This is a genomic window from Burkholderia sp. Bmkn7 (assembly GCF_041103175.1).
Taxonomy (GTDB): domain Bacteria; phylum Pseudomonadota; class Gammaproteobacteria; order Burkholderiales; family Burkholderiaceae; genus Burkholderia; species Burkholderia cepacia.
Genome location: NZ_JBGCUH010000003.1, coordinates 3,617,867 through 3,640,916, shown reverse-complemented (window position 1 = coordinate 3,640,916; position 23,050 = coordinate 3,617,867). Strand labels below are relative to the sequence as shown.

General features: G+C 68.5%; 25 protein-coding genes. 12 read left to right on the top strand and 13 right to left on the bottom strand.

Annotated features, from left to right (window positions below; translation table 11 throughout):
- Positions 1-232 precede the first annotated feature (232 nt).
- The 3 genes from AB3K92_RS38545 to AB3K92_RS38535 all read left to right on the top strand — a co-directional run bounded on the left by AB3K92_RS38545 (position 233) and on the right by AB3K92_RS38535 (position 3,292).
- Entirely contained in the window at positions 233-715 is a 483-nt protein-coding gene (locus AB3K92_RS38545; protein ID WP_042973406.1) for a hypothetical protein, read from the top strand.
- A 345-nt stretch (positions 716-1,060) separates the two neighbouring features.
- On the top strand, positions 1,061-2,137 hold the full coding sequence (locus AB3K92_RS38540) for a porin (protein WP_021157443.1): 1,077 nt from the start codon (positions 1,061-1,063) through the stop codon (positions 2,135-2,137).
- Positions 2,138-2,329: 192 nt separating this feature from the next.
- Entirely contained in the window at positions 2,330-3,292 is a 963-nt protein-coding gene (locus AB3K92_RS38535) for a LysR family transcriptional regulator (RefSeq protein ID WP_021157442.1), read from the top strand.
- Between the two features lie 120 nt (positions 3,293-3,412).
- Here the strand turns inward: AB3K92_RS38535 and AB3K92_RS38530 are convergent, their stop codons facing one another.
- Positions 3,413-4,372 carry a nitronate monooxygenase family protein gene (locus tag AB3K92_RS38530; RefSeq protein ID WP_059490424.1) on the bottom strand — a complete coding sequence of 320 codons (960 nt, stop codon included), beginning with the start codon at positions 4,370-4,372 and terminating at the stop codon, positions 3,413-3,415.
- Positions 4,373-4,679: 307 nt separating this feature from the next.
- On the opposite strand from AB3K92_RS38530, the gene AB3K92_RS38525 reads away from it, so the two are divergent.
- Positions 4,680-5,576: an alpha/beta fold hydrolase gene (locus AB3K92_RS38525; RefSeq protein ID WP_060307213.1), complete on the top strand. Its 897-nt coding sequence runs from the start codon at positions 4,680-4,682 to the stop codon at positions 5,574-5,576.
- A 27-nt stretch (positions 5,577-5,603) separates the two neighbouring features.
- Here the strand turns inward: AB3K92_RS38525 and AB3K92_RS38520 are convergent, their stop codons facing one another.
- Positions 5,604-6,095 (bottom strand): Lrp/AsnC family transcriptional regulator, encoded by a 492-nt coding sequence (locus tag AB3K92_RS38520; RefSeq protein WP_042973418.1) that lies wholly within the window; start codon positions 6,093-6,095, stop codon positions 5,604-5,606.
- A gap of 113 nt (positions 6,096-6,208) precedes the next feature.
- Between AB3K92_RS38520 and AB3K92_RS38515 the strand changes: the two genes are divergently transcribed.
- A complete protein-coding gene (locus AB3K92_RS38515; RefSeq protein ID WP_048026546.1) occupies positions 6,209-7,111 on the top strand; it encodes a DMT family transporter in 903 nt (300 codons plus the stop codon).
- Positions 7,112-7,375: 264 nt separating this feature from the next.
- Here AB3K92_RS38515 and AB3K92_RS38510 read toward each other — a convergent pair whose 3' ends face one another.
- From AB3K92_RS38510 to AB3K92_RS38495, 4 genes are read right to left on the bottom strand one after another with little or no spacing between them, the layout of a single operon-like run.
- A complete protein-coding gene (locus tag AB3K92_RS38510) occupies positions 7,376-7,582 on the bottom strand; it encodes a DUF1289 domain-containing protein (protein WP_021157438.1) in 207 nt (68 codons plus the stop codon).
- On the bottom strand, positions 7,579-8,085 hold the full coding sequence (locus AB3K92_RS38505) for a YbaK/EbsC family protein (protein WP_027788969.1): 507 nt from the start codon (positions 8,083-8,085) through the stop codon (positions 7,579-7,581). The genes AB3K92_RS38510 and AB3K92_RS38505 overlap by 4 nt, the downstream gene beginning before the upstream one ends.
- A gap of 26 nt (positions 8,086-8,111) precedes the next feature.
- Positions 8,112-9,044: a hydroxymethylglutaryl-CoA lyase gene (locus AB3K92_RS38500; protein WP_048026532.1), complete on the bottom strand. Its 933-nt coding sequence runs from the start codon at positions 9,042-9,044 to the stop codon at positions 8,112-8,114.
- Between the two features lie 26 nt (positions 9,045-9,070).
- Positions 9,071-10,012: a glyoxylate/hydroxypyruvate reductase A gene (locus tag AB3K92_RS38495; protein WP_059651113.1), complete on the bottom strand. Its 942-nt coding sequence runs from the start codon at positions 10,010-10,012 to the stop codon at positions 9,071-9,073.
- 348 nt (positions 10,013-10,360) lie between these two features.
- On the opposite strand from AB3K92_RS38495, the gene AB3K92_RS38490 reads away from it, so the two are divergent.
- Positions 10,361-10,984, top strand: a complete 624-nt coding sequence (locus AB3K92_RS38490) for an alpha/beta hydrolase (RefSeq protein ID WP_027788972.1) — start codon at positions 10,361-10,363, stop codon at positions 10,982-10,984.
- Positions 10,985-11,050: 66 nt separating this feature from the next.
- Here AB3K92_RS38490 and AB3K92_RS38485 read toward each other — a convergent pair whose 3' ends face one another.
- The 3 genes from AB3K92_RS38485 to AB3K92_RS38475 form a co-directional block, all read right to left on the bottom strand.
- On the bottom strand, positions 11,051-13,168 hold the full coding sequence (locus tag AB3K92_RS38485; protein WP_369466845.1) for a phosphocholine-specific phospholipase C: 2,118 nt from the start codon (positions 13,166-13,168) through the stop codon (positions 11,051-11,053).
- Between the two features lie 45 nt (positions 13,169-13,213).
- Positions 13,214-13,498: a hypothetical protein gene (locus AB3K92_RS38480; RefSeq protein ID WP_059492024.1), complete on the bottom strand. Its 285-nt coding sequence runs from the start codon at positions 13,496-13,498 to the stop codon at positions 13,214-13,216.
- Between the two features lie 266 nt (positions 13,499-13,764).
- The gene (locus tag AB3K92_RS38475; RefSeq protein ID WP_369466844.1) at positions 13,765-14,685 is read right to left on the bottom strand and encodes a LysR substrate-binding domain-containing protein; all 921 of its coding nucleotides are present in this window, start codon (positions 14,683-14,685) and stop codon (positions 13,765-13,767) included.
- Positions 14,686-14,797: 112 nt separating this feature from the next.
- Here AB3K92_RS38475 and AB3K92_RS38470 point away from each other — a divergent pair, with 112 nt between their 5' ends.
- A complete protein-coding gene (locus tag AB3K92_RS38470) occupies positions 14,798-15,436 on the top strand; it encodes a glutathione S-transferase family protein (protein WP_060051668.1) in 639 nt (212 codons plus the stop codon).
- A 29-nt stretch (positions 15,437-15,465) separates the two neighbouring features.
- Here the strand turns inward: AB3K92_RS38470 and AB3K92_RS38465 are convergent, their stop codons facing one another.
- A complete protein-coding gene (locus AB3K92_RS38465) occupies positions 15,466-16,746 on the bottom strand; it encodes an MFS transporter (protein WP_369466843.1) in 1,281 nt (426 codons plus the stop codon).
- A gap of 97 nt (positions 16,747-16,843) precedes the next feature.
- On the opposite strand from AB3K92_RS38465, the gene AB3K92_RS38460 reads away from it, so the two are divergent.
- The 3 genes from AB3K92_RS38460 (at position 16,844) to AB3K92_RS38450 (ending at position 18,621) form a co-directional block, all read left to right on the top strand.
- Complete coding sequence (locus AB3K92_RS38460) at positions 16,844-17,929, top strand: LysR substrate-binding domain-containing protein (protein WP_369466842.1); 1,086 nt, start codon at positions 16,844-16,846, stop codon at positions 17,927-17,929.
- An 84-nt stretch (positions 17,930-18,013) separates the two neighbouring features.
- On the top strand, positions 18,014-18,241 hold the full coding sequence (locus AB3K92_RS38455) for a type II toxin-antitoxin system Phd/YefM family antitoxin (protein WP_059490500.1): 228 nt from the start codon (positions 18,014-18,016) through the stop codon (positions 18,239-18,241).
- The gene (locus AB3K92_RS38450) at positions 18,241-18,621 is read left to right on the top strand and encodes a type II toxin-antitoxin system VapC family toxin (RefSeq protein WP_059490443.1); all 381 of its coding nucleotides are present in this window, start codon (positions 18,241-18,243) and stop codon (positions 18,619-18,621) included. Before AB3K92_RS38455 ends, AB3K92_RS38450 begins: the two co-directional genes overlap by 1 nt.
- A gap of 21 nt (positions 18,622-18,642) precedes the next feature.
- On the opposite strand, the gene dapA is transcribed toward AB3K92_RS38450, so the two are convergent.
- A complete protein-coding gene (gene dapA, locus AB3K92_RS38445) occupies positions 18,643-19,536 on the bottom strand; it encodes a 4-hydroxy-tetrahydrodipicolinate synthase (RefSeq protein WP_369466841.1) in 894 nt (297 codons plus the stop codon).
- A gap of 139 nt (positions 19,537-19,675) precedes the next feature.
- Positions 19,676-19,825, bottom strand: a complete 150-nt coding sequence (locus AB3K92_RS38440; RefSeq protein ID WP_021157426.1) for a hypothetical protein — start codon at positions 19,823-19,825, stop codon at positions 19,676-19,678.
- 162 nt (positions 19,826-19,987) lie between these two features.
- Between AB3K92_RS38440 and AB3K92_RS38435 the strand changes: the two genes are divergently transcribed.
- Together AB3K92_RS38435 and AB3K92_RS38430 are read left to right on the top strand one after the other, a co-directional pair.
- The gene (locus tag AB3K92_RS38435; protein WP_048026803.1) at positions 19,988-21,007 is read left to right on the top strand and encodes a sulfate ABC transporter substrate-binding protein; all 1,020 of its coding nucleotides are present in this window, start codon (positions 19,988-19,990) and stop codon (positions 21,005-21,007) included.
- Positions 21,008-21,185: 178 nt separating this feature from the next.
- Positions 21,186-22,148, top strand: a complete 963-nt coding sequence (locus AB3K92_RS38430) for an ion channel (protein WP_059818182.1) — start codon at positions 21,186-21,188, stop codon at positions 22,146-22,148.
- A 43-nt stretch (positions 22,149-22,191) separates the two neighbouring features.
- On the opposite strand, the gene AB3K92_RS38425 is transcribed toward AB3K92_RS38430, so the two are convergent.
- Positions 22,192-22,806 carry a glutathione S-transferase family protein gene (locus AB3K92_RS38425; RefSeq protein WP_021157423.1) on the bottom strand — a complete coding sequence of 205 codons (615 nt, stop codon included), beginning with the start codon at positions 22,804-22,806 and terminating at the stop codon, positions 22,192-22,194.
- Positions 22,807-23,050 lie beyond the last annotated feature (244 nt).

The window sequence follows — 23,050 nt, the reverse complement described above, 5'->3', positions numbered from 1 at the left end:
CTCATGCGGTGGCGTTCACGGCACCGGCCCGGCCATGCGCAAAACGGCAGAAGAATGTTCTGTCCCGGTCGCGTGCCGAAGTGAAAAAACCTAGCAGTAACATGGTGTTACACCGATGCCGGCGACATAACACTTTTTGGCTCGACACACTTTCGGCACGCTCATAAATTACTGCTGAAAGCCTTGGGTCGGCCGAAAGGAGCCGGCGGCGGGCATGGACAGGCATTGCACGATGACGGAACGGGTGAAACGGAAGATCGGACGATGGGTGGCGGGCGTGCTCGGCGCGTTGCTGATGCCGTTCGCGCTCGCGCAGCCGCCGCACGGCGGTCATGCGTTCGGCGGCCACGGTTTCGGTGGCGGCGACATGCGCGCGTACGGTCAGCCGGCCGGCGGGGCTCCCGTCTGGCGCCACGTTACGCCCCCCGCCGGTGCACGCGCCGGCGGCGTGAGCGGCTACGGTTCCCGCTGGGGGCTGCGGCCGACGCCGTCGTATGGCCATTACGCCGCGCAAAGCCCGTATCGCCCGATTAGCGCCGACGTGCGCCAGATGCCGCGCCCGCCGGGCGGCGGCAACGTGCCGCTGCGCGCCGGTTCGATCCGCGCCGACGTCGCGCGCTACAACGAGGAGCGCGGCGGCCGTCCGATGCCGCCGCCCCGCTCGCAGGAAGAGCCTGCGCACTCGCCGTATTTCTCCCCGTTCTACCGAAACTGAGCGCCCGCGCGCTCGTCCCTCCGGCGGCTGATGCGAATTCGCCACAGTCGCGCACAGATTTCCGCTGATTTTCCCGTCGCATTGCGCTATCTTTCGCGCCCGGCTCGCATGTGCCACGCAGCCGTCCGGCCGTGCGACCGCGTCCACGCCGGGCCGTCGGCGGGTACCCGGCCATGTATCAATTCCGCGAAGTTAATGCTGCCGCTATACCCGCAATAAGTGTGCGCAATTTTGACCGGACGAATGATCCGTAAAGATGGCTGCGCCCCATACGACGCAAGCACTCGGCTCCAAAAAACAACGCTCGCGCCACTTATCGACAATTCGACAAAATCTGGAGATCCAATGAAAGCATTCGCTCGCCGTGCGTCGCGCACGTCCGTCAAGCTGATCGCCGCGGCTGCCTGCGTGGCGGCTACCGCTCCCGTCCATGCACAGTCGAGCGTGTCGCTCTACGGTCAGGTCGACGAATGGGTCGGCGCCACCAAGTTCCCGGGCGGCGACCGCGCGTGGAACGTGAGCGGCGGCGGGATGTCGACGTCGTACTGGGGCATGCACGGCGCCGAGGATCTCGGCAACGGCTACAAGGCGATCTTCACGCTGGAAAGCTTCTTCCGCGCGCAGAACGGCCAGTTCGGCCGCTTCCAGGGCGACACGTTCTTCGCACGCAACGCGTACGTCGGCATCGATTCGCCGTACGGCACGGTGACGGCCGGCCGCCTGACGACGCACCTGTTCCTGTCGACGATCCTGTTCAACCCGTTCTACGACTCGTACACGTTCTCGCCGATGGTGTACCACGTGTTCCTCGGCCTCGGCACGTTCCCGACCTACCCGAGCGACCAGGGTGCCGTCGGCGATTCGGGCTGGAACAACGCGCTGTCGTACACGTCGCCTTCGTTCGGTGGCCTGAATTTCGGCGCGATGTACGCGCTCGGCAACCAGGCCGGCGACAACGGCTCGAAGAAGTGGAGCGCGCAGTTCAATTACGCGAACGGCCCGTTCGCGGCGACCGCGGTCTATCAATACGTGAACTTCAACAACGGCCCGCGTGACCTGAGCGCGCTGGTGGCCGGCATGAAGAGCCAGGGTATCGCGCAAGTCGGCGCGACCTACGACCTGAAGTACGTGAAGCTGTTCGGCCAGTACATGTATACAAAGAACGACCAGGTCGCGGGCAGCTGGCACGTGAATACTGCGCAGGGCGGCGTGTCGGTGCCGCTCGGCGTGGGCAACGCGATGGCGTCGTACGCGTACTCGCGCGATGCGGGCGGCCTCGACCAGACGCGCCAGACCTGGGCCGTCGGCTACGACTATCCGCTGTCCAAGCGCACGGACGTCTACGCTGCTTACATGAACGACCACATCAGCGGCCTGTCGACCGGCAACACGTTCGGCGCCGGCATCCGCGCGAAGTTCTGACGCGCACGCGCGACCGCCGCCGCGCCGGACGCGCCGGACGCGCGCGAAAAGCGCGTCCAGGCTGCATGTTTTCCCGCCAGAACGGCGCCGCCACTCGCGGCGCCGTTTTGCCTTTCTTGACCTTTCTGTTGCCCCGCCTTTGTTACCCTATCTCGTAATTGGACCATTCCCCCGTCATTACGAGCGAGTTCGATGGATACCCTCGTCAGCATGAATGTGTTTCGCTACGTCGTCGAAGTGGGCAGCTTCGTCGGCGCGGCCGAGCGCATGCAGATGTCGGCTGCGATGGCGAGCAAGCACGTGATGCATCTCGAGCAGCAGCTCGGTGCGCGGCTGCTGCATCGCACGACACGACGCGTCGCGCCTACCGAGGCCGGACGCGAATACTACGAGCGCCTCGTGCAGGCGCTGTCGGAACTCGACGAAGCCGGGCAGGCCGTCGGCGCCGCGAGCGTGGTGCCGCAAGGCAGGCTGCGCGTCACGTCGCTGTCCGCGTTCGGGCTGCGGCACGTGATGCAGGCCGTCACCGATTATGCGGGCCGGTTCCCGGACGTGACCGTCGACATGACGCTGTCCGATCGCGTGGTCGACCTGATCGAGGAAGGCTACGACGTCGCGGTGCGCGCGGCGCCGAACGGATTGAAATCGTCGTCGCTGGTCGCGCGGCAGATCGCGACCGCGCACATCCTGCTGGTCGCGTCGCCCGAGTATCTCGAGAAGCACGGCACGCCCCAGACGATCGCCGATCTCGCGCACCACAACTACCTGCGGCGCGATTCGAATTCGACGATGCTCGACGCGCTGGTGATCGACGCGGCCGCCGCGTCGCGCGTGAACCTGAACGGCAACCTGATCGTGAACCATCTCGAAGGGCTGCGTGCGGCCGTGCTCGCGGGCGCGGGCATCGCGCTGCTCGGCACCGAGGTGGTCGGCGACGACATCGAGTCCGGCCGGCTCGTGCCGGTGCTGATCGATGCGGTGCCGCCGCACGAGGCGCCGATCTATGCGGTCTACGCGAGCCGTCGTCACGTGTCCGCGAAGGTGCGTTCGTTCGTCGATTTCCTGGCGGCGCGTTTCGAAGGGCAGTCGCTGTGCCCGTCGATCGAATCGCGCCTGCGCGTGCTGCCGATCACGCGGATGAAGCGCGCGGTGTGAACCGTGCATCCCGCTGCGGCGGGGCGATGAAAACAAAAGCGCGAGCCGTTGCAGCTCGCGCTTTTTTGTCTGGTCCGACGGGATGCGCGCCGGCGGCGGCCGTCATGGCCGCCGCGTCCGTCAGCGCGGGATGCCGAGCCGCGCCTTCGCGTCGTCGTACTCGCGCTTCAGGCGCTCGACGAGCGCGCCCACGCTCGGCAGGTCGTCCATCAGGCCGACGCCCTGGCCGGCGCCCCAGATGTCCTTCCACGCCTTCGTCTTGTCGCTGCCGAAATTCATCTTGGTCTTGTCGGACTCCGGCAGCGAGTCCGGATCGAGGCCCGCCTTCTCGATGCTCTCGCGGATGTAGTTGCCGTGCACGCCCGTGAAGAGGTTCGTGTAGATGATGTCCGACGATTTCGCGTTCAGGATCGCGTGCTTGTAGTCGTCGATCGCGTGCGCTTCCTGCGTCGCGATGAAGCGCGTGCCCATGTACGCGAAGTCGGCGCCCATCGCCTGTGCGGCGAGGATCGAGCCGCCGTTCGCGATCGAGCCGGACAGCACGATCGGGCCGTCGAAGATCTTGCGGACTTCGCCGACGAGCGCGAACGGCGACGTCGTGCCCGCGTGGCCGCCTGCGCCGGCCGCGACGAGGATCAACCCGTCGACACCGGCTTCGAGCGCCTTCTGCGCGTGACGCAGGTTGATCACGTCGTGCAGCACGATGCCGCCGTAGCCGTGCACCGCGTCGACGATCTCGCGCGCCGGCGCGCGCAGGCTCGTGATGAAGATCGGCACCTTGTGCTCGACGCACACGCGCACGTCGTGCTCGAGCCGCGCATTCGACTGGTGGACGATCTGGTTGACCGCGATCGGGCCGATCACTGCGTCGGGGTGCTTCGCCTTGTGGTCGGCGAGCTCGGACTGGATCTGCGTGAGCCACTCGTCGAGCAGTTCGGCCGGACGGGCGTTGAGTGCGGGGAACGAACCGACGATGCCCGCCTTGCATTGCGCGAGCACGAGTTCGGGGTAGCTGACGATGAACATCGGCGACGCGATGACGGGCAGCGTCAGGTTCTGCAGGACGGTGGGCAATGCCATGTAATGTCTCCAGTCTCCAGGGGCGGCCGCGCGGTCGCGCCGCCGCCATGCTTTGCGGTCGAACGGTCGTTCGAGTGTAGCTGCGGAACGACGCTGTAAAAACGAAGCGGTAAAACGAAGCTGCAAAAACGAGGTCGTCCTTATTAATACGAACGATCGTGCGATTCTACGCGAGCTTAACAAATCGCGCGGTGTGGCGGCAATCGAGGGAGTGTTCTCTTTCTAGGGATTCTGGTGTTTACCGCGCTGTGAAGACGCGCCGGCGCTCCTAAAATAACCGCCATAACAAACCAACGAGAAACAAACCATGTCGTTTGAGGCGTTTGCACCGTTTCGCGTGACGGTGCAGGACACCGACATTTTCGGTGTCAAAGGAGGCGCGGGTCCGCCGCTCCTGTTGCTGCACGGACATCCGCAAACCCACATGATCTGGCATCGCGTTGCCGCGACGCTCGCGAATCATTTCACGGTGATCGCCACCGACCTGCGCGGTTACGGCGCGTCGGGCAAGCCGCCGAGCGACGCGCAGCACGCGCCGTATTCGAAACGTGCGATGGCGGCCGACCAGGTCGCCGTGATGCGGCATTTCGGCTTCGAGCAATTCCATGTGTGCGCGCACGATCGCGGCGCGCGGGTCGCGCACCGGCTCGCGCTCGATCATGCGGACGCCGTCGAGCGGATGATGCTGCTCGACATCGCGCCGACGCTCGCGATGTACGAGAAAACCGATCGCGCGTTCGCGACCGCGTATTTCCACTGGTTCTTCCTGATTCAGCCGGAGCCGCTGCCCGAGACGCTGGTCGGCGCGCATACCGATGCCTACATCGAGCGCGTGATGGGCAACCGGTCCGCCGGACTCGCGCCGTTCGCGCCCGAGGCGCTCGCCGCGTACCGGGCCGCACTCGCGCAGCCGGGCGCCGTGCATGCGATGTGCGAGGACTACCGTGCGTCCGCGACGATCGACCTCGAGCACGACCGTGCGGATCTCGAGCGCGGCAACAAGGTCGCGTGCCCGCTGCGCGTGCTGTGGGGCGAGCACGGGATCGTCGGCCGCTGCTTCGATCCGCTCGACGAATGGCGCCGCGTCGCGCGCGACGTCAGCGGCCGCGCGCTCGACTGCGGGCACTACATTCCGGAAGAGGCGCCCCTCGCGCTGATCGACGAACTGCTCGCGTTCTTCGAGGCGCGCGACGCGGCTGCCTGACGGTACGCGGGCGGCGCGTGCCGGTGCTCAGCGGGGCGCGCCGTCGTCCTCGACGAGCGGCGGCAGCCGGCGCGGCACCGGCGTCGATTTCACGATCGCGGTGCTCGTCTCGGCGCGCTCCGTCACTTTTGACAGGATGTCGTCGAGGTGCGCGATCGTGCGCAGGTAGAGCCGGCAGATGAAGCAGTCGTCGCCGGTGACCTTGTCGCACTCCACGAATTCGGGAATCCGGCGCAGCATCTCTTCGACGAGATGCAACTGGCCGGGCAGCGGCTTCACGCGGACGATCGCCTGCAGCGTGTAGCCGAGCGCGCGCGGGTCGAGCTCGACGGTGAACGCGGCGATCACGCCTTGCGCCTCGAGCCGCCGCACACGATCGGCGGTTGCGGGGGCCGACAGCCCGATCTGCCGGGCGAGCTCACTGGTTGCGATCCGCGCGTCGTCGGCCAGCGCCGCGAGGATCGCGCGGTCGGTCGCGTCGAGCGACGCGACGGCGGGCGGGGAAAGGCGTTTCGGCATGATCGCTTTGCTTTCGAAGGTCAATCGGCTGATTCGCTTCAGTTTAGCCGTGGTTGCGGCGAAAGCAAGTTTCTAGAATCGAGGTCATCCACTCTCTTTCAATGGAGTTCATGATGGCCTCGAATGAAATTCGCCGCGGTGCCGCCGAGATGGTCGTCGCGATGCTGATGTCCGGCACGATCGGCTGGCTCGTGATGTCGTCGCAGCAGCCGCTGACGAACGTCGTGTTCTTCCGCTGCCTGTTCGGCGCCGCGACGCTCGCGATCGTCTGCGCGGCATTCGGCTTCCTGCGCCGCGCGCTGTTCTCGCCGCGGATGCTCGCGCTCGCGACGCTCGGCAGCATCGCGATCGTCGCGAACTGGCTGCTGCTGTTCGCCGCCTATTCGCGTGCATCGATCTCGATGGCGACCGCCGTCTACAACACGCAGCCGTTCATGCTCGTCGCGCTCGGCGCGATCGTGTTCCGCGAGCGGATCACCGCGTCGACGCTCGCGTGGTTCGCGCTCGCGTTCGTGGGGCTCGTCGCCGTGGTGCGCGTCGAGCCGGCCGTGCTCGCGGTGCCGGGCGAATATCTGGAGGGCGTCGCGCTGTCGCTCGGCGCGGCGTTCCTGTATGCGATCTCGTCGATCGTCACGAAGCACCTGAAGGGGACGCCGCCGCACCTGCTCGCGTTGCTGCAGGCCGGTATCGGCATCGTGCTGCTCGCGCCGTTCGCCCACTTCGGCACGCTGCCCGCGACGGCCGGGCAGTGGCTCGACCTGATCGTGCTCGGCGTCGTCAACACGGGCCTGATGTACGTGCTGCTGTACGGCGCGATCCAGAAGCTGCCGACCGCGATGACCGGCGCGCTGTCGTTCGTCTATCCGGTCGTCGCGATCGTCGTCGATCACTTCGCGTTCGGGCAGACGCTCGCGTGGACGCAGGTGCTCGGCGCGCTGCTGATCCTGCTCGCGGCGGCCGGCGTGAATCTCGGCTGGCGCATCGTGCCCGCGCGTCGCGCGGCAGTCGGCAACTGAAACGGTCGTACGATTCGGCGTCGCGGCGGGCGTCACGGCGGCGCGTCGAATGCGGTTTTCGGGAACGGGTATTGCACGCGGATGGCGTGCTCATGGCGAGCAGAAGCGGGGCGCGCGCACGCGTGGAAGACGCTGTAAGAAGTTGTAGGGAAACACCCGATGCGAGCGGTGCGCGTCGCTCGTATGATGCGGGCTGTGACGTTGATCACGTTCACAGGATTCCGATCTCGATGCCGTTCGCCCGTCAGGCTGAACGGCTTTTTTTTATGCGCCGCTCCTCGCAATCAGGCGCCGCCGCGCATCGAGCCGCGCAAGCAGCACGCGCCTCGCGTCGTCATCCGACGTACGCCATCCCTTGATCTCGTCGCGCGTACGCAGGCAACCCGCGCACCAGTCGGTGCGCGGATCGATCCGGCATACGTCGGTGCACGGCGAGGCCACCGTGCCGACCGGTACCACGACGTCGCTCATGCGGATTCCCGCAATGCGACGTCCGCGACCGGCGCGCCCGTCAGCGACACCAGTTCGTTCGGCGACAGGTTGAACACCGCGTGCGGATGGCCGGCGGCCGCCCACAGGCTGTCGAGCTCGAGCAGGTCGGCGTCGATCAGCGTGACGGGTTCGACGAGATGGCCGATCGGGCAGACGCCGCCGATCGCGTAGCCGGTGTTGTCGCGCACGAACTTCGCGTCCGCGCGGCCGACCGCGCCGACCTGCGCGGCGACCTTCTTCTCGTCGACGCGATTGACGCCGCTCGCGACCACGAGCACCGGCGCGCCGTCCGACTGGCGGCGAAACAGGATCGACTTCGCGATCTGCGCGACCGAGCAGCCGAGCCCGGCCGCGGCTTCGGCCGACGTCTTGCCGGTTTCGGCGAGCATCACGATGCCTTTCGCATGGCCGCGCTCGCGCAGCAGCAGCGCGACGCGTCGCGCGGAATCGGGGAGGGAATCGAATGAAGCGGGTGTCGTCATGTTGAGGAATCCATCGAATACCGGGGTCATACGCAGTTCGCGGCGTCGGCCGCGCTCTGCGCCTTGGCGAGCAGTGCACGACCGGCGCGCGACACGTTCGCGCGGCCGATCGCGTTCGAGATGAAGTCGCCGGCAGCGACGACCTGCGCGAGATCGATGCCGGTGTCGATGCCGAGGCCCTGCATCAGGTACAGCACGTCCTCGGTCGCGACGTTGCCGGTCGCGCCCTTCGCGTACGGGCAGCCGCCGAGGCCTGCGACCGACGCGTGGAAGATCTCGATCCCTTCGAACAGCGCCGCGTAGATGTTCGCGAGTGCCTGGCCGTAGGTGTCATGGAAGTGGCCCGACAGGCGTTCGCGCGGGAACACGCGCGTAACGGCCGACAGCACTTCGCGCGTGCGCTTCGGCGTGCCGACGCCGATCGTGTCGGCGATGTCGATCTCGTCGCAGCCGAGCGCCGCGAAACGCTCGACGACGTCGACGACCGATGCGACCGGCACTTCGCCCTGGTACGGGCAGCCGAGCGTGCACGACACGCTGCCGCGCAGCCGCACGCCCGCATCCTTCGCCGCCTTCGCGACGGGCTCGAAGCGCGCGATGCTCTCGGCGATGCTGCAGTTGATGTTCCGCTGCGAGAACGCCTCGCTGGCCGCGCCGAAGATCACGACTTCGTCGGCGCGTGCGGCGAGCGCATTCTCGAAGCCCTTCAGGTTCGGCGTGAGCACCGAGTACACGGTGCCCGGGCGGCGCTCGATGCCGGCCATCACGTCGGCGCCGTCGGCCATCTGCGGCACCCATTTCGGCGACACGAACGACGCGGCCTCGACGTTGCGGAAGCCGGCGCGCGACAGCCGGTCGACGAGCGCGATCTTCACGTCGGTCGGCACGAAGGTCTTCTCGTTCTGCAGCCCGTCGCGCGGGCCGACTTCGACGATCTTGACGGCGGTGGGGAACGTCATGGTTGTCTCCAGGTTTGCTTGCAGGTTCAGTAGCCGCGCGCGTAGTCGACGATGCCGCCGATGCGCTCACCGCGCTCGAGCGCGCGGATCTTGCCGGCGATCTGCTCGACGGCCTCCGCGCGCAGCGTCTCGGCCGAGCTGTGCGGCGTGATCGTGATGCGCGGCGCGCGCCAGAACGGGTGATCGTCGGGCAGCGGCTCCTGGTGGAACACGTCGAGCGTCGCGGCGGCGATCCGGCCGCTCGCGAGCGCGTCGAGCAGGTCGGCCTCGACGAGATGCGCGCCGCGCGCGACGTTGACGACATACGCACCGGGCGCGAGCCGCGCGAATGTGCGGGACGACAGGATGCCGTCGGTGTCGGGCGTGCTCGGCAGCAGGTTGACGAGCACCTTCGCGCCGTCGATGCACGCATCGAACGCACCGTCGCCGGCGAAGGTCGTGACGCCGTCGAGCTGCTTCGCGCTGCGGCTGTAGCCGCGCACGGGCAGGCCGAGCGCGGCGAGCGCGAGCGCGACCTGCGCGCCGAGCACGCCGAGGCCGAGCACGGCGACGGTGAAGCTGGCGCGCGCATGCGGCTCGAGCGGCTGCCAGCGGCGCTCGCGCTGTTGCGCGTCGTATTCGTCGAAGCGGCGCAGGTAGCGCAGCACCGCGTGCGTCACGTATTCGACCATCTGCTGCGCCATGCCCGAATCTTCCAGCCGCACGAGCGGCACGTGCGGCGGCAGCGTGCCCGGTTGCGCGCGGTCGAGCGCGAGCAGCGCGTCGACGCCGGCGCCGAGGTTGAAGATCGCGCGCAGGCCGTCGCGCGGGGTGAAGAATTCGCGCGGCGCGCGCCAGACGAGCGCGTAATCGGCGGCGGCCGTGTCGCCCGGCTGCCACGCGCGCAGTTCGGCTTCCGGCAGCGCATGCGCGATCTCGTCGCGCCACGCGCCTGCTTCCTGGTGCGGGGAATGGAACAGGATCTTCATTGGACGACTGTGCGCGCGCCGGCGAGGCGCGTCACGGGAACGGCGAGCGGAGCCGGGCGCGGCGCGCCGGCGGGCGTAGCGGACATCGGGCGTCTCCTGACGACCGGGCGCCCGGCGCGCATCGGCGCCCGGCCCCGGTTTCGTGTGAAGCTGACGGGAAGCCCACATTCTACGGTTTCGCGGCGCATCGCGCGCCGGTGCGCGGGGCGGGCGACCGGCGCGGGCGACTCGCGGATGGCCGCCCTGCGGGTGGCCGCCCCGCGCAAAAGCAAAGCACAAAATATTGGTTCGGCCGCCGGGCGCGCCGCGCCACAATCGAATCCCGTCTTCAAGCAAGCGAGGGCAATCATGCGCGCATGCAGCAAATCGGCGTGGCCGCCGCGCCTCGTTACCGTTCCGGGCCTGCACGGCAGCGAAGGCGCGCACTGGCAGACCTGGCTCGAACGGCAGTTTCCGCGCTCGCTGCGCGTCGAGCAGGACGACTGGGACGCGCCCGATCTCGCGCGCTGGGCGCAATCGGTGCGCACCTTGCTCGACCGCGAACGCGGCCCGTTCGTGCTGGCCGCGCACAGCTTCGGCTGCCTCGCGACCGCGCATGCGCTCGCGCAGTGGCCGCGTACGGGCGATGTCGCGGGCGTGCTGCTCGTCGCGCCCGCCAGTCCGAAGAAATTCACGTTTGCCGGGCCGTTCGACGCGCGCCGGCTCGCCGTGCCGTCGATCGTGATCGGCAGCGAGACCGATCCGTGGATGCCGCTTGCCGATGCGCGCACGCTCGCGCAGCACCTGGGCAGCGCGTTCGTGAACCTCGGCGACGCCGGGCACATCAACACCGCGGCCGGCTTCGGGCCGTGGCCGCGCGCGAAGTACTTCATCGACACGCTCGTCCACTGCGCGGCGCCGCTGCGCTTTCGCGACGCGGACGACGGCTTCGAGGCCGCGCTCGTCGATCGCGCGCTCGCGCACGCGATCTGATTCCGCCGGGCAGGGCGGGGGACCCGTGCGGCGCGGCGGGTGCCGCGCCACGCCGTGCCGTCGCGCTTATGCCGCGGACACGGGCCGCACCGCCGCCGGATCCGAATAGCTCGGCCGGCCGTTTTCGACGTGGCCCGCGAAACGGCGCGAGAACGTGCCGGCCGCGCCGTCGCTCACCGTCACGTCATACCATTGGTGGCTCGCCGCGAGCGACCACTGCTCGACGCGTTCGTCACCGCCATGCAGCGTCACCTGCCGCGACGGCGCGCCGTACGCGTTGTCGGTCAGCGTCAGCGTGACGTGTGCCCCGCCGGGGTTGCGCAGCTTCAGGTACAGGTTCCCGTTCGCGACGTCGTAGCCGGCCTTCACTTCCGGCTGCGCCGGATTGCGATGGGTGGCCGTGGTCGACACGTTGCCCGAGAACACACGCACGAAGCCGTTCGGCCCGTACACCGAGAACGTGTACGCACCGTTCGTCGCCGTCAGGTCGAAGTCCGCATGCAGCATGCGGCGTGCGCCGACGGTGTAGCGCCACGGGCCGTCGGTGCGGTTCGTCGCGTACACGTGGAAGTGCGCGCCCTGGTTGCCGCGGTTCGCGAATTCGATGCGCAGCCGCGTCCTGCCGTCAAGGCTGGCGTTCACGTGCAGCTCGTACGGCAGCGCACGCGCCGGCCGCACGCCGGGCTCCTGCGGGTCGACCGGCGACGGCGTCGCGGGCACGGTCGGCGCGGGCTGTGACGTGCACTGCTGGTCGGCGATCGAGCGGTACTGGCTCGTGTCGGGCAGCGGCGGAAACGACGCGTCGGACGAGCGGAAATCGAATGCGGCGGTGAGGTCGCCGCAGACCGTGCGGCGCCACGGTGTGATGTTCGGTTCGTCGACGCCGAAACGCTCGCCGATGAAGCGGATCACCGACGTGTGGTCGAACACCTGCGAGCACACGAAGCCGCCCTTCGTCCACGGCGACACGACCGTCATCGGCACGCGCGGCCCGAGGCCGTACGGCAGGCCGTCGGCCGTGTAGCTGCCGCCGCGGCCGGGGTTCACGACCGTGTGCAGCTCGCCGTCGGTCGTCACGGTCGACGCGCCTTGCGCGGCCGACGTCGGCGGCTGAGGCGGCACGATGTGGTCGAAGAAGCCGTCGTTCTCGTCGTACATGATGAACAGCACCGTCTTGCGCCATACGTCCGGGTTCGACGTGAGCGCGTCGAGAATCTGCGACGTGTAGTTCGCGCCGTACGCGGGCGTGTATTTCGGATGCTCGGAGAATGCCGCCGGCGGGCACAGCCACGACACCTGCGGCAGCCGGTCGTTGATCACGTCGTTCTTCAGGTCGTCGAGCGTGCGCACCGTCTGCGCGCGCTGGTACAGCGACGAACCGGGCTTCGCGTTGACGAAATTCGCGAAGTTCTGCAGCACGTTCGTGCCGTAGTTGCCGTTGTACGGGTCGTTGCCCGTCGTGCCCTGCTGGTAGATCTGCCACGACACGCCGCGCGCTTCCAGGCGTTCGGGAAAGGTCGTCCACGACAGCAGCTGGTAGGCGGGCGGCCCGTCGCCGTCGACATAGTCGCTGTTGTCGAGCAGCGGGCCGCCGAACTTGCCGGTCGGGTCGACGGTGCCCGTCATCAGGTACGACCGGTTCGGGTGCGTCGGCCCCGGCAGCGAGCAGAAATAGTTGTCGCACACGGTGAATGCATCGGCGAGCGCGTAATGGAACGGGATGTCCTCGCGCACGTGATAGCCCATCGTCATGTCGGTCTTGTTCGCGGGCCACTGGTCGTACCGGCCGCCGTCGATCGCCGCGTGCGTCTTGTACCACGAGTGGTCGAGGTCGCCGACGCACTGCGCGCTCGTCGTCAGCGTGTTCAGCCGGAACGGCAGCACCGGCTTGCCCGGGTCGGCCTTCGACGGCTGGTACCACACCGGCTTGCCGTTCGGCAGCGGGATCGGGAAGCGGTCGTTGTAGCCGCGCACACCGCGCAGGTGTCCGAAATAATGATCGAACGAGCGGTTTTCCTGCATGAACACGACGATGTGCTCGACATCGCGGATCGTGCCGGTGCCGTGCGCGGCGGGAATCGCCAGCGCGCGGCGGATCGATTCGGGGAAGGCGTTGAGCGCGACGGCGGCGCCCGCGGATTGTGCGATGGTATGCAGGAAACGGCGGCGGCTCGATGACGTCATGTTATTTCACCTCGGTTCTGCGGTCGGGGGACGGAAGCGGCGGGATCAGCCCGGCGACGACGCGGCGGCACTCGACGCGGCCGCGTTCGCCGTGGGTTTCGCGTCGTCGTCGTCATCGGGCGGGTAGTGCACGACGGGCGGCGCGAGCGGCGCGGCATCGGATGCGGCGGCGTTCGCGGTTGCATCGTGGTTGAATGCGCTGGCGGAGCCGGCCGATGCGCCGGCCTGTTGGGACGCGTCGGTCGTGTGTGCGTCGTGCGGCGCGTCGTCGCTGCAGGCGGCGACGAAAGCGGCGGCACAAAAAACGACGACGGCGGAAACGCGACGCATGACTTCTCTCCTGGCAGGCTGATCGGGAAACGTTTTCGAGTATGCCGGTGCGATGCGACGTTTCGGTGAATCGTTTGCGACCGGCGCGTGATCGCGGAATGCTTTCGATATCCTGACCATCCGCTTGCATGGCGTGGCGGGCGCGCAATATCTCCCGGTGGACGTTGCGAGCCGGGCACTTTTACCCGGGCGCACGATGCGATGCATGAGCGCGTCCAAGGCAGCCTGACCGTCGACGATGAACGCGAGCAACCGGTCGCGTTGCGTCAGCGCCGCGGCGTGCGGCGCCGCACCTCGCTGCGCAGCCAGTCGAGCCAGGTTCGGATCGCCGATTCGTGCGGATGGCCGGGGCGCCACACGACGTAGTGCGCATACACGTCGGTCACGCGTACCGACGATACGCGCACGAGCGTGCCGTCCGCGAGCTCGGGATCGATCAGCGAGCGGCGCGCGAGGGCGACGCCGCGCCCTTTCAACGTTGCGTCGATCAGCGCGTTCGCATCGGTGAAACGCGGCGCGCGCGCGGATTCGGTGAGGTCGAGCCGCGCGGCCTGGAGCCACGGTTCCCACGGCTGCGCGGGATGGCGCAGCAGCGTGGCGCGCACGAGATCGGCCGGCGCGCGCGGTGCGACGCCGTCGCGATTGCGGTACGCGGGGCTCGCGACCGCGAAGATCGTCTCGTTCATCAGCTTCTCGGCGACTACGCCCGGCCACGTGCCGGGCCCGTAGCGCAGCGCGACGTCGATGCGGTCGCGCTTGCGCAGCGGCGCGAGCGCCACGTCCGGGTGCAGCGCGATCGCGATGTGCGGATGCGCGGCCGAGAAGCGCGGCAGGCGCGGCGCGAGCCAGCGTTCGGCGACGCTCGGCAGCACGCTGACGTTCAGCGTGACGTCGCAGGTGCGCGGGCGGCTGCGCGCGGCGAGGGCCGGCTCGAACGCGCGCTCGAGCACGCTGAGGCCCTGGCGTACCTGCAGCGCGAGCGCGTGCGCGGCGTGCGTCGGTGTCGCGCCGTTGCGCTCGCGCGTGAAGAGCGGGTAGCCGAGCTGCGCCTCGAGCGCGCGGATGTGCTGGCTGACGGCGCCTTGCGTGAGCGCGAGCGCGTCGGCCGCGCGCGTGAAGCTCTGGAGCCGCACGGCGGTCTCGAACGCGCGCAGCGTCTGCAGCGGAGGAAGGTGGATGCGTTTCATGCGGGTATTAGTAGCACTAATGCCCGAGCACGACAATTCATCGTTTGCGGCGGGCATGCACGCGTTCCTACACTCGGTTCCGTCTTCCACAGTCCCGTCGGGCCACGCCACCATGAACGCATATCGTCTCTATCTTTCGCCGGGCGCCTGCTCGCTCGCCGCTCACATCGCGCTGGAGGAAACCGGCGCGCCCTTCGACGTCGAGATCGTCTCCGTGCAGAAGCAGCAGAACCTCGAAGCGCGTTATCTCGCGATCAACGCGAAGGCACGCGTGCCCGTGCTCGCGATTCCGGGCGAGCCGCGCGTGCTGACCGAAACGCCCGCGATCCTCACGTATCTCGCGCGCCGTTATCCGGACGCGCAACTGCTGCCGCCCGGCGATCCGCTGCGCGAGGCGCGATGCCACGAATGGCTCGCCTGGCTGGTCGGCTGGGTGCATGGCGTCGGCTACGGTGCGCTGTGGCGGCCGGGCCGCTTCATCGGCGATCCCGCGCTGCACGGGGCAGTCAGCACGCACGGGCGCGGCGTGATCGAGGCCGCGAACGAGACGATCGAAGCCGCGCTCGCCGACGGCCGCACGTGGGCCGAGCCGGGCGCGCATTCGATCGTCGATCCGTTCCTGTTCGTGCTGTATCGCTGGGGTGTCGCGATCGGGCTCGACATGGCGCGGCACCCCGCATGGACCGCGCACGCGCAGCGCGAGGCCGACCGGCCGGCCGTGCGCCGCGCGCTGGCGCGCGAAGCGGCCTGACCGAGGTGCGGGCGCCGTGGCGGGGGCCGCTAGCGCGTGGCGAACAGCGGATAGGTCGCGCCGGCAACCAGCGCGGCCGCGAGCCAGACCATGCTCCACGAACTGACGGCGAGCAGCGGCGGGATCGCGAGCGGCGTTGCGAACAGCCCGAGGTAGACGACCGTGTTCGCCATCCCGAGCGCGGTGCCCGCGTGGTTCGCACCTGCGAGCGTCGCGAGCTCCGTGTACGCGACGCCATGCCACGCCGATACGCACACGCCCGCGAACACCAGAATCGCGACGATCGCGGCGAGCGGCACGTGCGGGCTGCCGGCCGTCGCGGCGGCAAGCAGCGTGAACGAGCCGGCCGCGACGAGCACCGAGCCGCGCAGGTACGCGCGCCGGTTGCCGTGCCGGTCGGTATGGCGGCCGCTCCAGACGCGCATCACCATCGCGCCGAGCTGCAACACGACCATCGCCGCGCTGATGCCGGCGAGGCCGAGCCGGCCGAAGTCGTGCAGGAACACCGTCGCGAACGTGAGCACCGCGAACTGCGGCGCGCACAGCAGGCCGATGCCGAGCACGATGCGCCACACGCGGGCGTTCGCGAGCGGGCCGTGCGCGAGCCGCGCGGGATGCGCGGACTGCGGCCGAGCGGCCGGTCGATGCGCGGCGCCGTGTGCGACAGCCGGTTCGGCGGGCGGTTCGTGCAGCCAGCGCCAGGTCAGCACGGCCGACCCGGCGCACAGCAGCATCAGCGCACCGAATACCGCCGCGAAACCCAGGTGCGACGCGAGCGACGGCAGCAGCGCCGCGCCGACACCGCCGCCGAGCGGCACGGCCGTCTGGCGGATGCTCATCGCGAGCCCGCGTTCGCGCTCGCCGAACCAGCGCATCACCGCGCGTCCGCTCGATCCGTTCACGCTGCCGCCGAGCAGGCCGACGCAGCACATCGCCACGACGACGCGCGCCAGCGGCGGCACCGCGTGCGCGCCCGGGACGATCGTGCACACCATCAGCGCGAGCATCGCGGCCGTCGCGACGAGCCCGGTCAGCAGCACGCGGCGATCGCCGAAGCGGTCGGCGGCGATCCCCCACGGCAGCTCGGACAGCGCGACGCCGAAGCCGAGCGCGCCGAGCACGAGGCCGAGTGCGCCGTTGTCGAGGTGGTAGGCCGTGCGCATCCACACGGCGGTGGTCGGGATGCCGGCCGCGGCGGCCGAAAAGCTCATGTTCGCGGCCACGCCGGCGGCCAGCACGCGCCAGCGATGGGCCGGGCCGCGCACATCGCGGGCGGGCGAGGAGGGGGAGGCGATGCAGGTGGTATCCATGGCGGCAGGCCCGGTTGGAAATTGACATCCACAGTCTGGCGACCTACATTCATCCTGAAAATCGGAATGTTCTTGATGAATCGTTCGATAAAACAGGATGGTTGAATTGCCCGGACAAGACATTCCACGCGGCGGCGGCGAGTCGCTCGCGCTGGCCGATGCCGCGCTGGCCCGGCCCAACTTCGACGTGGCGGCGCTGCGCAGCCTCGTCGCGGGCGTGGATCTCGGCAGTTTCGCGAAGGCGGCCGACCGCGTCGCGCGCTCGTCGTCGGCGGTGAGCGCGCAGATCCGCAAGCTCGAGGAGCAGGCCGGCACGCCGTTGTTCGTGAAATCCGGGCGCGGGCTTGCGCTGACCGATGCCGGCGACGCGATGCTGCGTTATGCGCGGCGGATGATCGAGCTGAACGACGAGGCGGCCGCGGCCGTGCGCGGCGTCAATCTCGACGGCTGGGTGCGCGTCGGGTTGCAGGAGGATTTCGGCGAGGCGATTTTGCCCGACGTGCTCGGGCGGTTTGCGCGCGCGCATCCGAAGGTGAGGATCGAGGCGCGCGTGGCGCGCAATGCCGACCTGCTCGACCGGCTCGACGCGAACCAGCTCGATCTCGCGCTGGTGTGGGGCGATCCGGTGTCGGCTGCGCTGCTGTCGCGGCCGGGTATCGACAGCGACGTGATCGCGCAGGTGCCGATGCAGTGGGTCGGGGCGGCGGGGGCGGGCGGGTTCGGCGGGCCGGGTGGGGCCGATGAAGGGGCGCAAGTCGGGGCGGAAGTTGGGGCGGAAGTCGGGGCGGCTGCCGTGCACGCCTCGGCGGGCGGCCGTGCCGCGGGCGAGGCGCTGCCGCTCGTCGTGTTCGACCGGCCGTGCCGGTTCTTCGGCGCCGCGACCGATGCGCTCGACCGCGCGGGCGTGCCGTGGCGCGTTGCATTCACGACGCCGAGTCTCGCCGGGTTATGGGCCGCGGCGGCGGCCGGCCTCGGGCTGACGGTGCGTTCGCATTACGGACTGCCCGCGTCGGTGCGCGTGCTCGATGCGGCTTCGCTCGGATTGCCGGCGTTGCCGAGCCTGCCGTTGATCCTGCTGCGGCGCACGTCGTCCGCGACGCCGACCGTCGACCGGCTTGCGTGGATCGTGACGCAGGCGGTGCGGGATGCGACGGAGGGGGCGGTGGCGGCGCTGGCGGCGTGATATCTGTCGACGGGCATACGTTCGGCCTATTGGAGCAACGGGGCGAATGTCGTAACAATGACGGGTCACCCAATGGAGCCCATCATGCAAGTCGCAAATCTCCACGAAGCCACGCTCGATCTGCAGCGGCTTCTCGACGCCGCGATCGCTGGCGAACGTGTCGTGATCACGCAGGACGGCAAGCAGTCTGTCCGGCTTGTGCCGCTCAGGCCGATTCATCGATTCGGTGCCCTCGAGGGGCAGATATGGATCGCCGACGATTTTGATGCACCGCTTTCCGTCGAAGAGCTGGCTGCATTCATGGGGAAGTAATGCGGTTGCTGTTCGATACGCATATCTTTCTTTGGGCGGTCGCGAATGATCCGAAACTGAGCGTTCGCGCTCGCAATCTGATCAGTGCTGCAGACGAAGTCTTCGTCAGCAGCGCGAGCATCTGGGAAGTGGCGATCAAGGCCGGGAAGGGGAAGCTGGACGTCGATGTGGATCGTCTGGTCGGTAGGATCAACACGAACAAATATCGCGAATTGCCCGTTCGGATCGCGCATGGCGCGGCCGTGCGCCATCTGCCTCACTATCATTTCGATCCGTTCGACCGGTTGCTCGTCGCGCAGGCGTGGTGCGAACCGCTGCTGCTCGTCACCGCGGACGGCCATCTTTCGCAGTATGGCGCGTCGCGGATTCTAACGGTCTGAAACAGTTTTCGACGTGAAATCCTACGCTGTCGCGACCGCTGGCGTGGATGCTTCCAGTTCCGCGCAGAGCGCGGCCAGCCGCTCCCGCAACCCTTCGCTCGCCGGCACGAACGGCAGCCGCAACCCGTCCTCGCACCACCCTTGCGCGGCCAGCACGGCCTTCACCGGTGCCGGATTCGGCTCCGCGAACAGCGCCACGACGAGCGGCTGCAACGCGACCGACAGGCGCCGCGCATCGGCGAGCCGGCCGTCGCGCAGCAGCGCATGGATGCGCACATGCCATTCGGGCAGCACGTGCGCGCTGCTCGCGATCGCGCCGTGCGCACCGGCGCACATCGCCGCGAAGTTCTGGTTGTCGTCGCCGGACAGGATCGCGAGCGGCGTGTCGTGCACGAGCCGGTTCATCCGGTCGAGCGTGCCGCCGCATTCCTTGATGCCCGCGACACGCGGGTCGCGCGCAAGCGCCTGCAGCGTGTCCAGTTCGACGTTCACGCCGGTGCGGTACGGGATGTTGTAGACGAGCACCGGCAGGTCGGCCGCGTCGACGATCACCTCGACGTGGCGGCGGATGCCGTCCTGTGTCGGCCGCACGTACACGGGCGGCGTGACGAGCAGCCCGTCGGGCCGCAATGTCGCGAGTTCGCGCGCGCGCGCGGCCGCGAAATGCGTCGCGCTCGCGGTCAGCCCGACGACGATCGGCAGTCCGGGCGCCGCGTCGCGCAGCGTCGCGAACACGGCGTCCTGTTCGCGTGCGTCGAGCAGCACGCCTTCACCCGTCGTCGCGCCCGCGACGAAGCCCGCGATGCCCGCGCCCGCATAGTGGCGCGCGAGTCGCGCGAGCGCGGCATGGTCGACTTCGCCGTGGTGGAACGGCGTGATGATCGGCAGCCAGATACCTTCGAAACGTGTGTTCATGCAAAGCCTCATGGTGGAAACGGAGTGGGAAGGAACCGTTCCGCCGGCGGAGGGCCGGAGCGAGGCATGCGTGCAAGGAGAATGAAACGACCTGCGGGCATCCCGTCCGGCATTCGCCTGACGGGACGCGACGTCCCCGTCAGTCGAGGAGTCGTTTTTTCAGTTTCAGCCCGGCCGCGCGCGCACCTGCCGCGACGGCGGCGAGGATCGGAAGCGAGCGCAGGGCAGCGGACATGGAGGAACCGTGAATGGGCTGAGCGGCGATCTTAACACCGGAATCGATGCGCACGCGAGTGTCTGCCGCCGTTTAGCAGGAATCGAGATTTGCTTTCCACGACTGATTGGAAAGCGCGCCGCGCCCGGCCGCTAGAATGCCCGCTTACGTTTCGATGACAGCGCGTACGCGTGCCGTCACGCACATTCACCACCACTGGAAACGGGGCATATCACGATGGCAAGCATGAAGGGGATCGGCCGCTGGCTGCACACGGGCGCGGCGGCGGCGCTGGTCGTGGCGGCGTCGGCCGCGCACGCGGACACGTCGATCCTGAACGTGTCGTACGACGTGACGCGCGAGCTGTACAAGGACATCAACACGGGCTTTGCCGCCGCGTACAAGCAGAAGACCGGCGAGACGGTCGCGATCAAGCAGTCGCACGGCGCGTCGAGCGCGCAGGCGCTGTCGGTGCTGCAGGGGCTGCAGGCCGACGTCGTGACGATGAACCAGCCGAACGACATCGACCTGCTCGCCGAGCGTGGCCAGTTGCTGCCGAAGGACTGGCGTGCGCGTTTCCCGGACAACAGCTCGCCGTACTCGACCACGATGGTGTTCCTGGTGCGCAAGGGCAACCCGAAGGCGATCAAGGACTGGAGCGATCTCGCGAAGCCGGGTGTCCAGGTGATCATCGCGAACCCGAAGACGTCGGGCAACGGTCGATATGCGTATCTCGCCGCATGGGGCTTCCAGAAGCAGAAGGGCGCGACCGACCAGCAGGCGATCGACTTCGAGAAGGCGATCTTCCGCAACGTGCCGGTGCTCGACTCCGGCGGCCGGGGCGCGACGACGACGTTCACGCAGCGCGGCATCGGCGACGTGCTGGTCACGTTCGAGAACGAAGTCGCGCTGATGGACACCGGTGCGTCGGGCGCGCAGTTCGACGCCGTGTATCCGTCGGCGAGCATCCTCGCGGAGCCGCCCGTCGCCGTCGTCGACAAGGTCGTCGACAAGAAGGGCACGCGCAAGGTCGCGCAGGCGTATCTCGACTACCTGTACACGCCGGAAGCGCAGGAGATCATCGCGCAGCACCATCTGCGCCCGCGCGACGCGAACGTGCTGAAGAAGCATGCTGCCGAGTTCAAGCCGCTGAAGACGTTCAGCGTCGAGCAGGTCTTCGGCAGCTGGGCGAACGCGCAGAAGACGCATTTCGCGGACGGCGGCACGTTCGACCAGGTGATCGTCGACCGGAAGTGAGCGCCGCGCACACCGCGCGCCTGTCCGCACGCTGACGACGCAGCCGGCCGCTTCCGCGGCCGGCTTTTTTGTGCCGGGCGGCCGGCGGCGCGGCGGACGTCCATTCCGAACCGGCACGCATACCCGGCCGCGGCCGCGCGTGCTACGCTCATCGCCTTCCTGCTTCCGGCCCCGCGCGATGAATGTCGATTCGTCCTCCCCAGCCTCCCGCGGCCGTGGCCGCAAGATCTGGTCGGGCACACGCCCGGTCATCGCGTACGGGATGCCGCCGCTCGGCTGGCGCGACCTCTATCACCGCGCGCTGACGGTGAGCTGGCCCGTTTTCTTCCTGTCGCTCGCCGTGCTGTTCCTGCTGCTCAACGGCGGCTTTGCAACGCTCTACCTGCTCGGCCACGCGTCGATCGCGAACCAGTCGCCGCCCGGGTTCGGCGGCGCATTCTTCTTCAGCGTCGAGACGCTCGCGACCGTCGGCTACGGCGACATGCATCCGCAGACCGTCTATGCGCACCTGGTCGCGACGTTCGAGATCTTCATCGGGATGTCGGGCATCGCGCTGGCCACGGGGCTCGTGTTCGCGCGGTTTTCGCGGCCGCAGGCGAAGATCCTGTTCGCGCGCTACGCGATCGTCCGGCCGCTGAACGGCAGGATGACGCTGATGGTGCGCGCCGCGAACGCGCGCCAGAACGTGATTGCCGAGGCGCAGGCGAAATTGCGGCTGATGCGGATCGAGGGCACGCACGAGGGCTACACGCTGCGCAAGATCCACGACCTGCCGCTCGTGCGCAGCGAGCACCCGATTTTCCTGCTCGGCTGGAACCTGATGCACGTGATCGACGAATCGAGCGCGCTGTTCGGCGAGACGCCCGAATCGCTCGCCGCGCGCGACGCGTCGTTGCTGATCACGATCGAAGGCTCGGACGAGACGACCGCGCAGGTGATGCAGGCGCGTCACACGTGGGTGCATGGCGACATCCGCTGGCGTCACCGCTATGTCGACCTGATGCACGACGAAGACGGCATCACGCACATCGACTACACGCATTTTCATGAAGTCGTGCCGGTCGACACCGATACCGACGAGCGAGGCTCGCCGGGCGCGGTGGTCGATGCCGACGCGGCGGCGCCGGGCCCGGCCGCGTAGGGACGCGCGCGGGCGGCTGGCGGCACCGCCCGCGCGCTACGCGTCACGCATGCAGCAGGCGCGCCGCTTCGCGCTGTTCGATCGCGGCCGCGCGGCGGAACGCGTCGCGGTCCTCGGCGCGCGCGACGTAGTCGCCGAGCACGCCTTCGTGCGGCAGCAGATGGGCGTCGAATGCGATCTTCAGCGTGCTGGCGAGCAGCAGGTCGGCCGCGGTGAAGCGGTCGCCGACGAGCCATGGATGATGGGCGAGCGCTTGCGCGAGTGCGCGTTGCACGCGCGTGATGTTGCCCCAGCCGAATGCGACCGGATTGCCCGACGCGCCGGTGAATTTTTCGGCCATCGCCGGTTCGAGGCAGGTCGGCGTGAAGAACATCCATTGGAGAAAGCGGCCGCGCAGCGGATCGTCGGGCGCGATGCCGAGCCCGGCACCCGGGCAGCGGTCGGCAAGATAGAGCAGCACGGCGCCCGATTCGGCGAACGGCACGCTGCCGTCGTCGAGTGCGGGCAGCTTGGCCATCGGGTTGACCTGCACGAACGCGTCGCTGCCCTGTTCGTGCGAGCGCAGGTCGATCGGCACGAGTTCGTACACCACGCCGAGCTCTTCGAGCATCCACAACGCCCGGAATGCCCGGGTCTTCGGCCAGTAGTAGAGCTTCATCGTGCCTCCGTGATTGGGTGCAGCTGTCGGTCCGGTGGATGCTCAAGCGTACCCGAGCGCAAGAGGTTCGGACAGGGGCGACCGGCTAGGGGCGCCCGGCTAGGGGCGCCTATCGGCAAGTGATGGCCGGACGCGTGACGTTTCGAGTGGAAAATCGGGCAGAGTCCGATGTGACAAGGAGGTGCGTAAATAACTAGTCATATTGATACTAGTTATGAACAAGGTGAAAAACTCCGGCGCAAGC

Excerpts from the sequence above, each read along its gene's own strand:
- AB3K92_RS38545 (WP_042973406.1), top strand. The coding sequence starts at position 233 with ATGACGGAACGGGTGAAACGGAAGATCGGACGATGGGTGGCGGGCGTG.
- AB3K92_RS38540 (WP_021157443.1), top strand. The coding sequence starts at position 1,061 with ATGAAAGCATTCGCTCGCCGTGCGTCGCGCACGTCCGTCAAGCTGATC.
- AB3K92_RS38535 (WP_021157442.1), top strand. The coding sequence starts at position 2,330 with ATGGATACCCTCGTCAGCATGAATGTGTTTCGCTACGTCGTCGAAGTG.
- AB3K92_RS38530 (WP_059490424.1), bottom strand. The coding sequence starts at position 4,372 with ATGGCATTGCCCACCGTCCTGCAGAACCTGACGCTGCCCGTCATCGCG.
- AB3K92_RS38525 (WP_060307213.1), top strand. The coding sequence starts at position 4,680 with ATGTCGTTTGAGGCGTTTGCACCGTTTCGCGTGACGGTGCAGGACACC.
- AB3K92_RS38520 (WP_042973418.1), bottom strand. The coding sequence starts at position 6,095 with ATGCCGAAACGCCTTTCCCCGCCCGCCGTCGCGTCGCTCGACGCGACC.
- AB3K92_RS38515 (WP_048026546.1), top strand. The coding sequence starts at position 6,209 with ATGGCCTCGAATGAAATTCGCCGCGGTGCCGCCGAGATGGTCGTCGCG.
- AB3K92_RS38510 (WP_021157438.1), bottom strand. The coding sequence starts at position 7,582 with ATGAGCGACGTCGTGGTACCGGTCGGCACGGTGGCCTCGCCGTGCACC.
- AB3K92_RS38505 (WP_027788969.1), bottom strand. The coding sequence starts at position 8,085 with ATGACGACACCCGCTTCATTCGATTCCCTCCCCGATTCCGCGCGACGC.
- AB3K92_RS38500 (WP_048026532.1), bottom strand. The coding sequence starts at position 9,044 with ATGACGTTCCCCACCGCCGTCAAGATCGTCGAAGTCGGCCCGCGCGAC.
- AB3K92_RS38495 (WP_059651113.1), bottom strand. The coding sequence starts at position 10,012 with ATGAAGATCCTGTTCCATTCCCCGCACCAGGAAGCAGGCGCGTGGCGC.
- AB3K92_RS38490 (WP_027788972.1), top strand. The coding sequence starts at position 10,361 with ATGCGCGCATGCAGCAAATCGGCGTGGCCGCCGCGCCTCGTTACCGTT.
- AB3K92_RS38485 (WP_369466845.1), bottom strand. The coding sequence starts at position 13,168 with ATGACGTCATCGAGCCGCCGCCGTTTCCTGCATACCATCGCACAATCC.
- AB3K92_RS38480 (WP_059492024.1), bottom strand. The coding sequence starts at position 13,498 with ATGCGTCGCGTTTCCGCCGTCGTCGTTTTTTGTGCCGCCGCTTTCGTC.
- AB3K92_RS38475 (WP_369466844.1), bottom strand. The coding sequence starts at position 14,685 with ATGAAACGCATCCACCTTCCTCCGCTGCAGACGCTGCGCGCGTTCGAG.
- AB3K92_RS38470 (WP_060051668.1), top strand. The coding sequence starts at position 14,798 with ATGAACGCATATCGTCTCTATCTTTCGCCGGGCGCCTGCTCGCTCGCC.
- AB3K92_RS38465 (WP_369466843.1), bottom strand. The coding sequence starts at position 16,746 with ATGGATACCACCTGCATCGCCTCCCCCTCCTCGCCCGCCCGCGATGTG.
- AB3K92_RS38460 (WP_369466842.1), top strand. The coding sequence starts at position 16,844 with ATGGTTGAATTGCCCGGACAAGACATTCCACGCGGCGGCGGCGAGTCG.
- AB3K92_RS38455 (WP_059490500.1), top strand. The coding sequence starts at position 18,014 with ATGCAAGTCGCAAATCTCCACGAAGCCACGCTCGATCTGCAGCGGCTT.
- AB3K92_RS38450 (WP_059490443.1), top strand. The coding sequence starts at position 18,241 with ATGCGGTTGCTGTTCGATACGCATATCTTTCTTTGGGCGGTCGCGAAT.
- dapA (WP_369466841.1), bottom strand. The coding sequence starts at position 19,536 with ATGAACACACGTTTCGAAGGTATCTGGCTGCCGATCATCACGCCGTTC.
- AB3K92_RS38435 (WP_048026803.1), top strand. The coding sequence starts at position 19,988 with ATGGCAAGCATGAAGGGGATCGGCCGCTGGCTGCACACGGGCGCGGCG.
- AB3K92_RS38430 (WP_059818182.1), top strand. The coding sequence starts at position 21,186 with ATGAATGTCGATTCGTCCTCCCCAGCCTCCCGCGGCCGTGGCCGCAAG.
- AB3K92_RS38425 (WP_021157423.1), bottom strand. The coding sequence starts at position 22,806 with ATGAAGCTCTACTACTGGCCGAAGACCCGGGCATTCCGGGCGTTGTGG.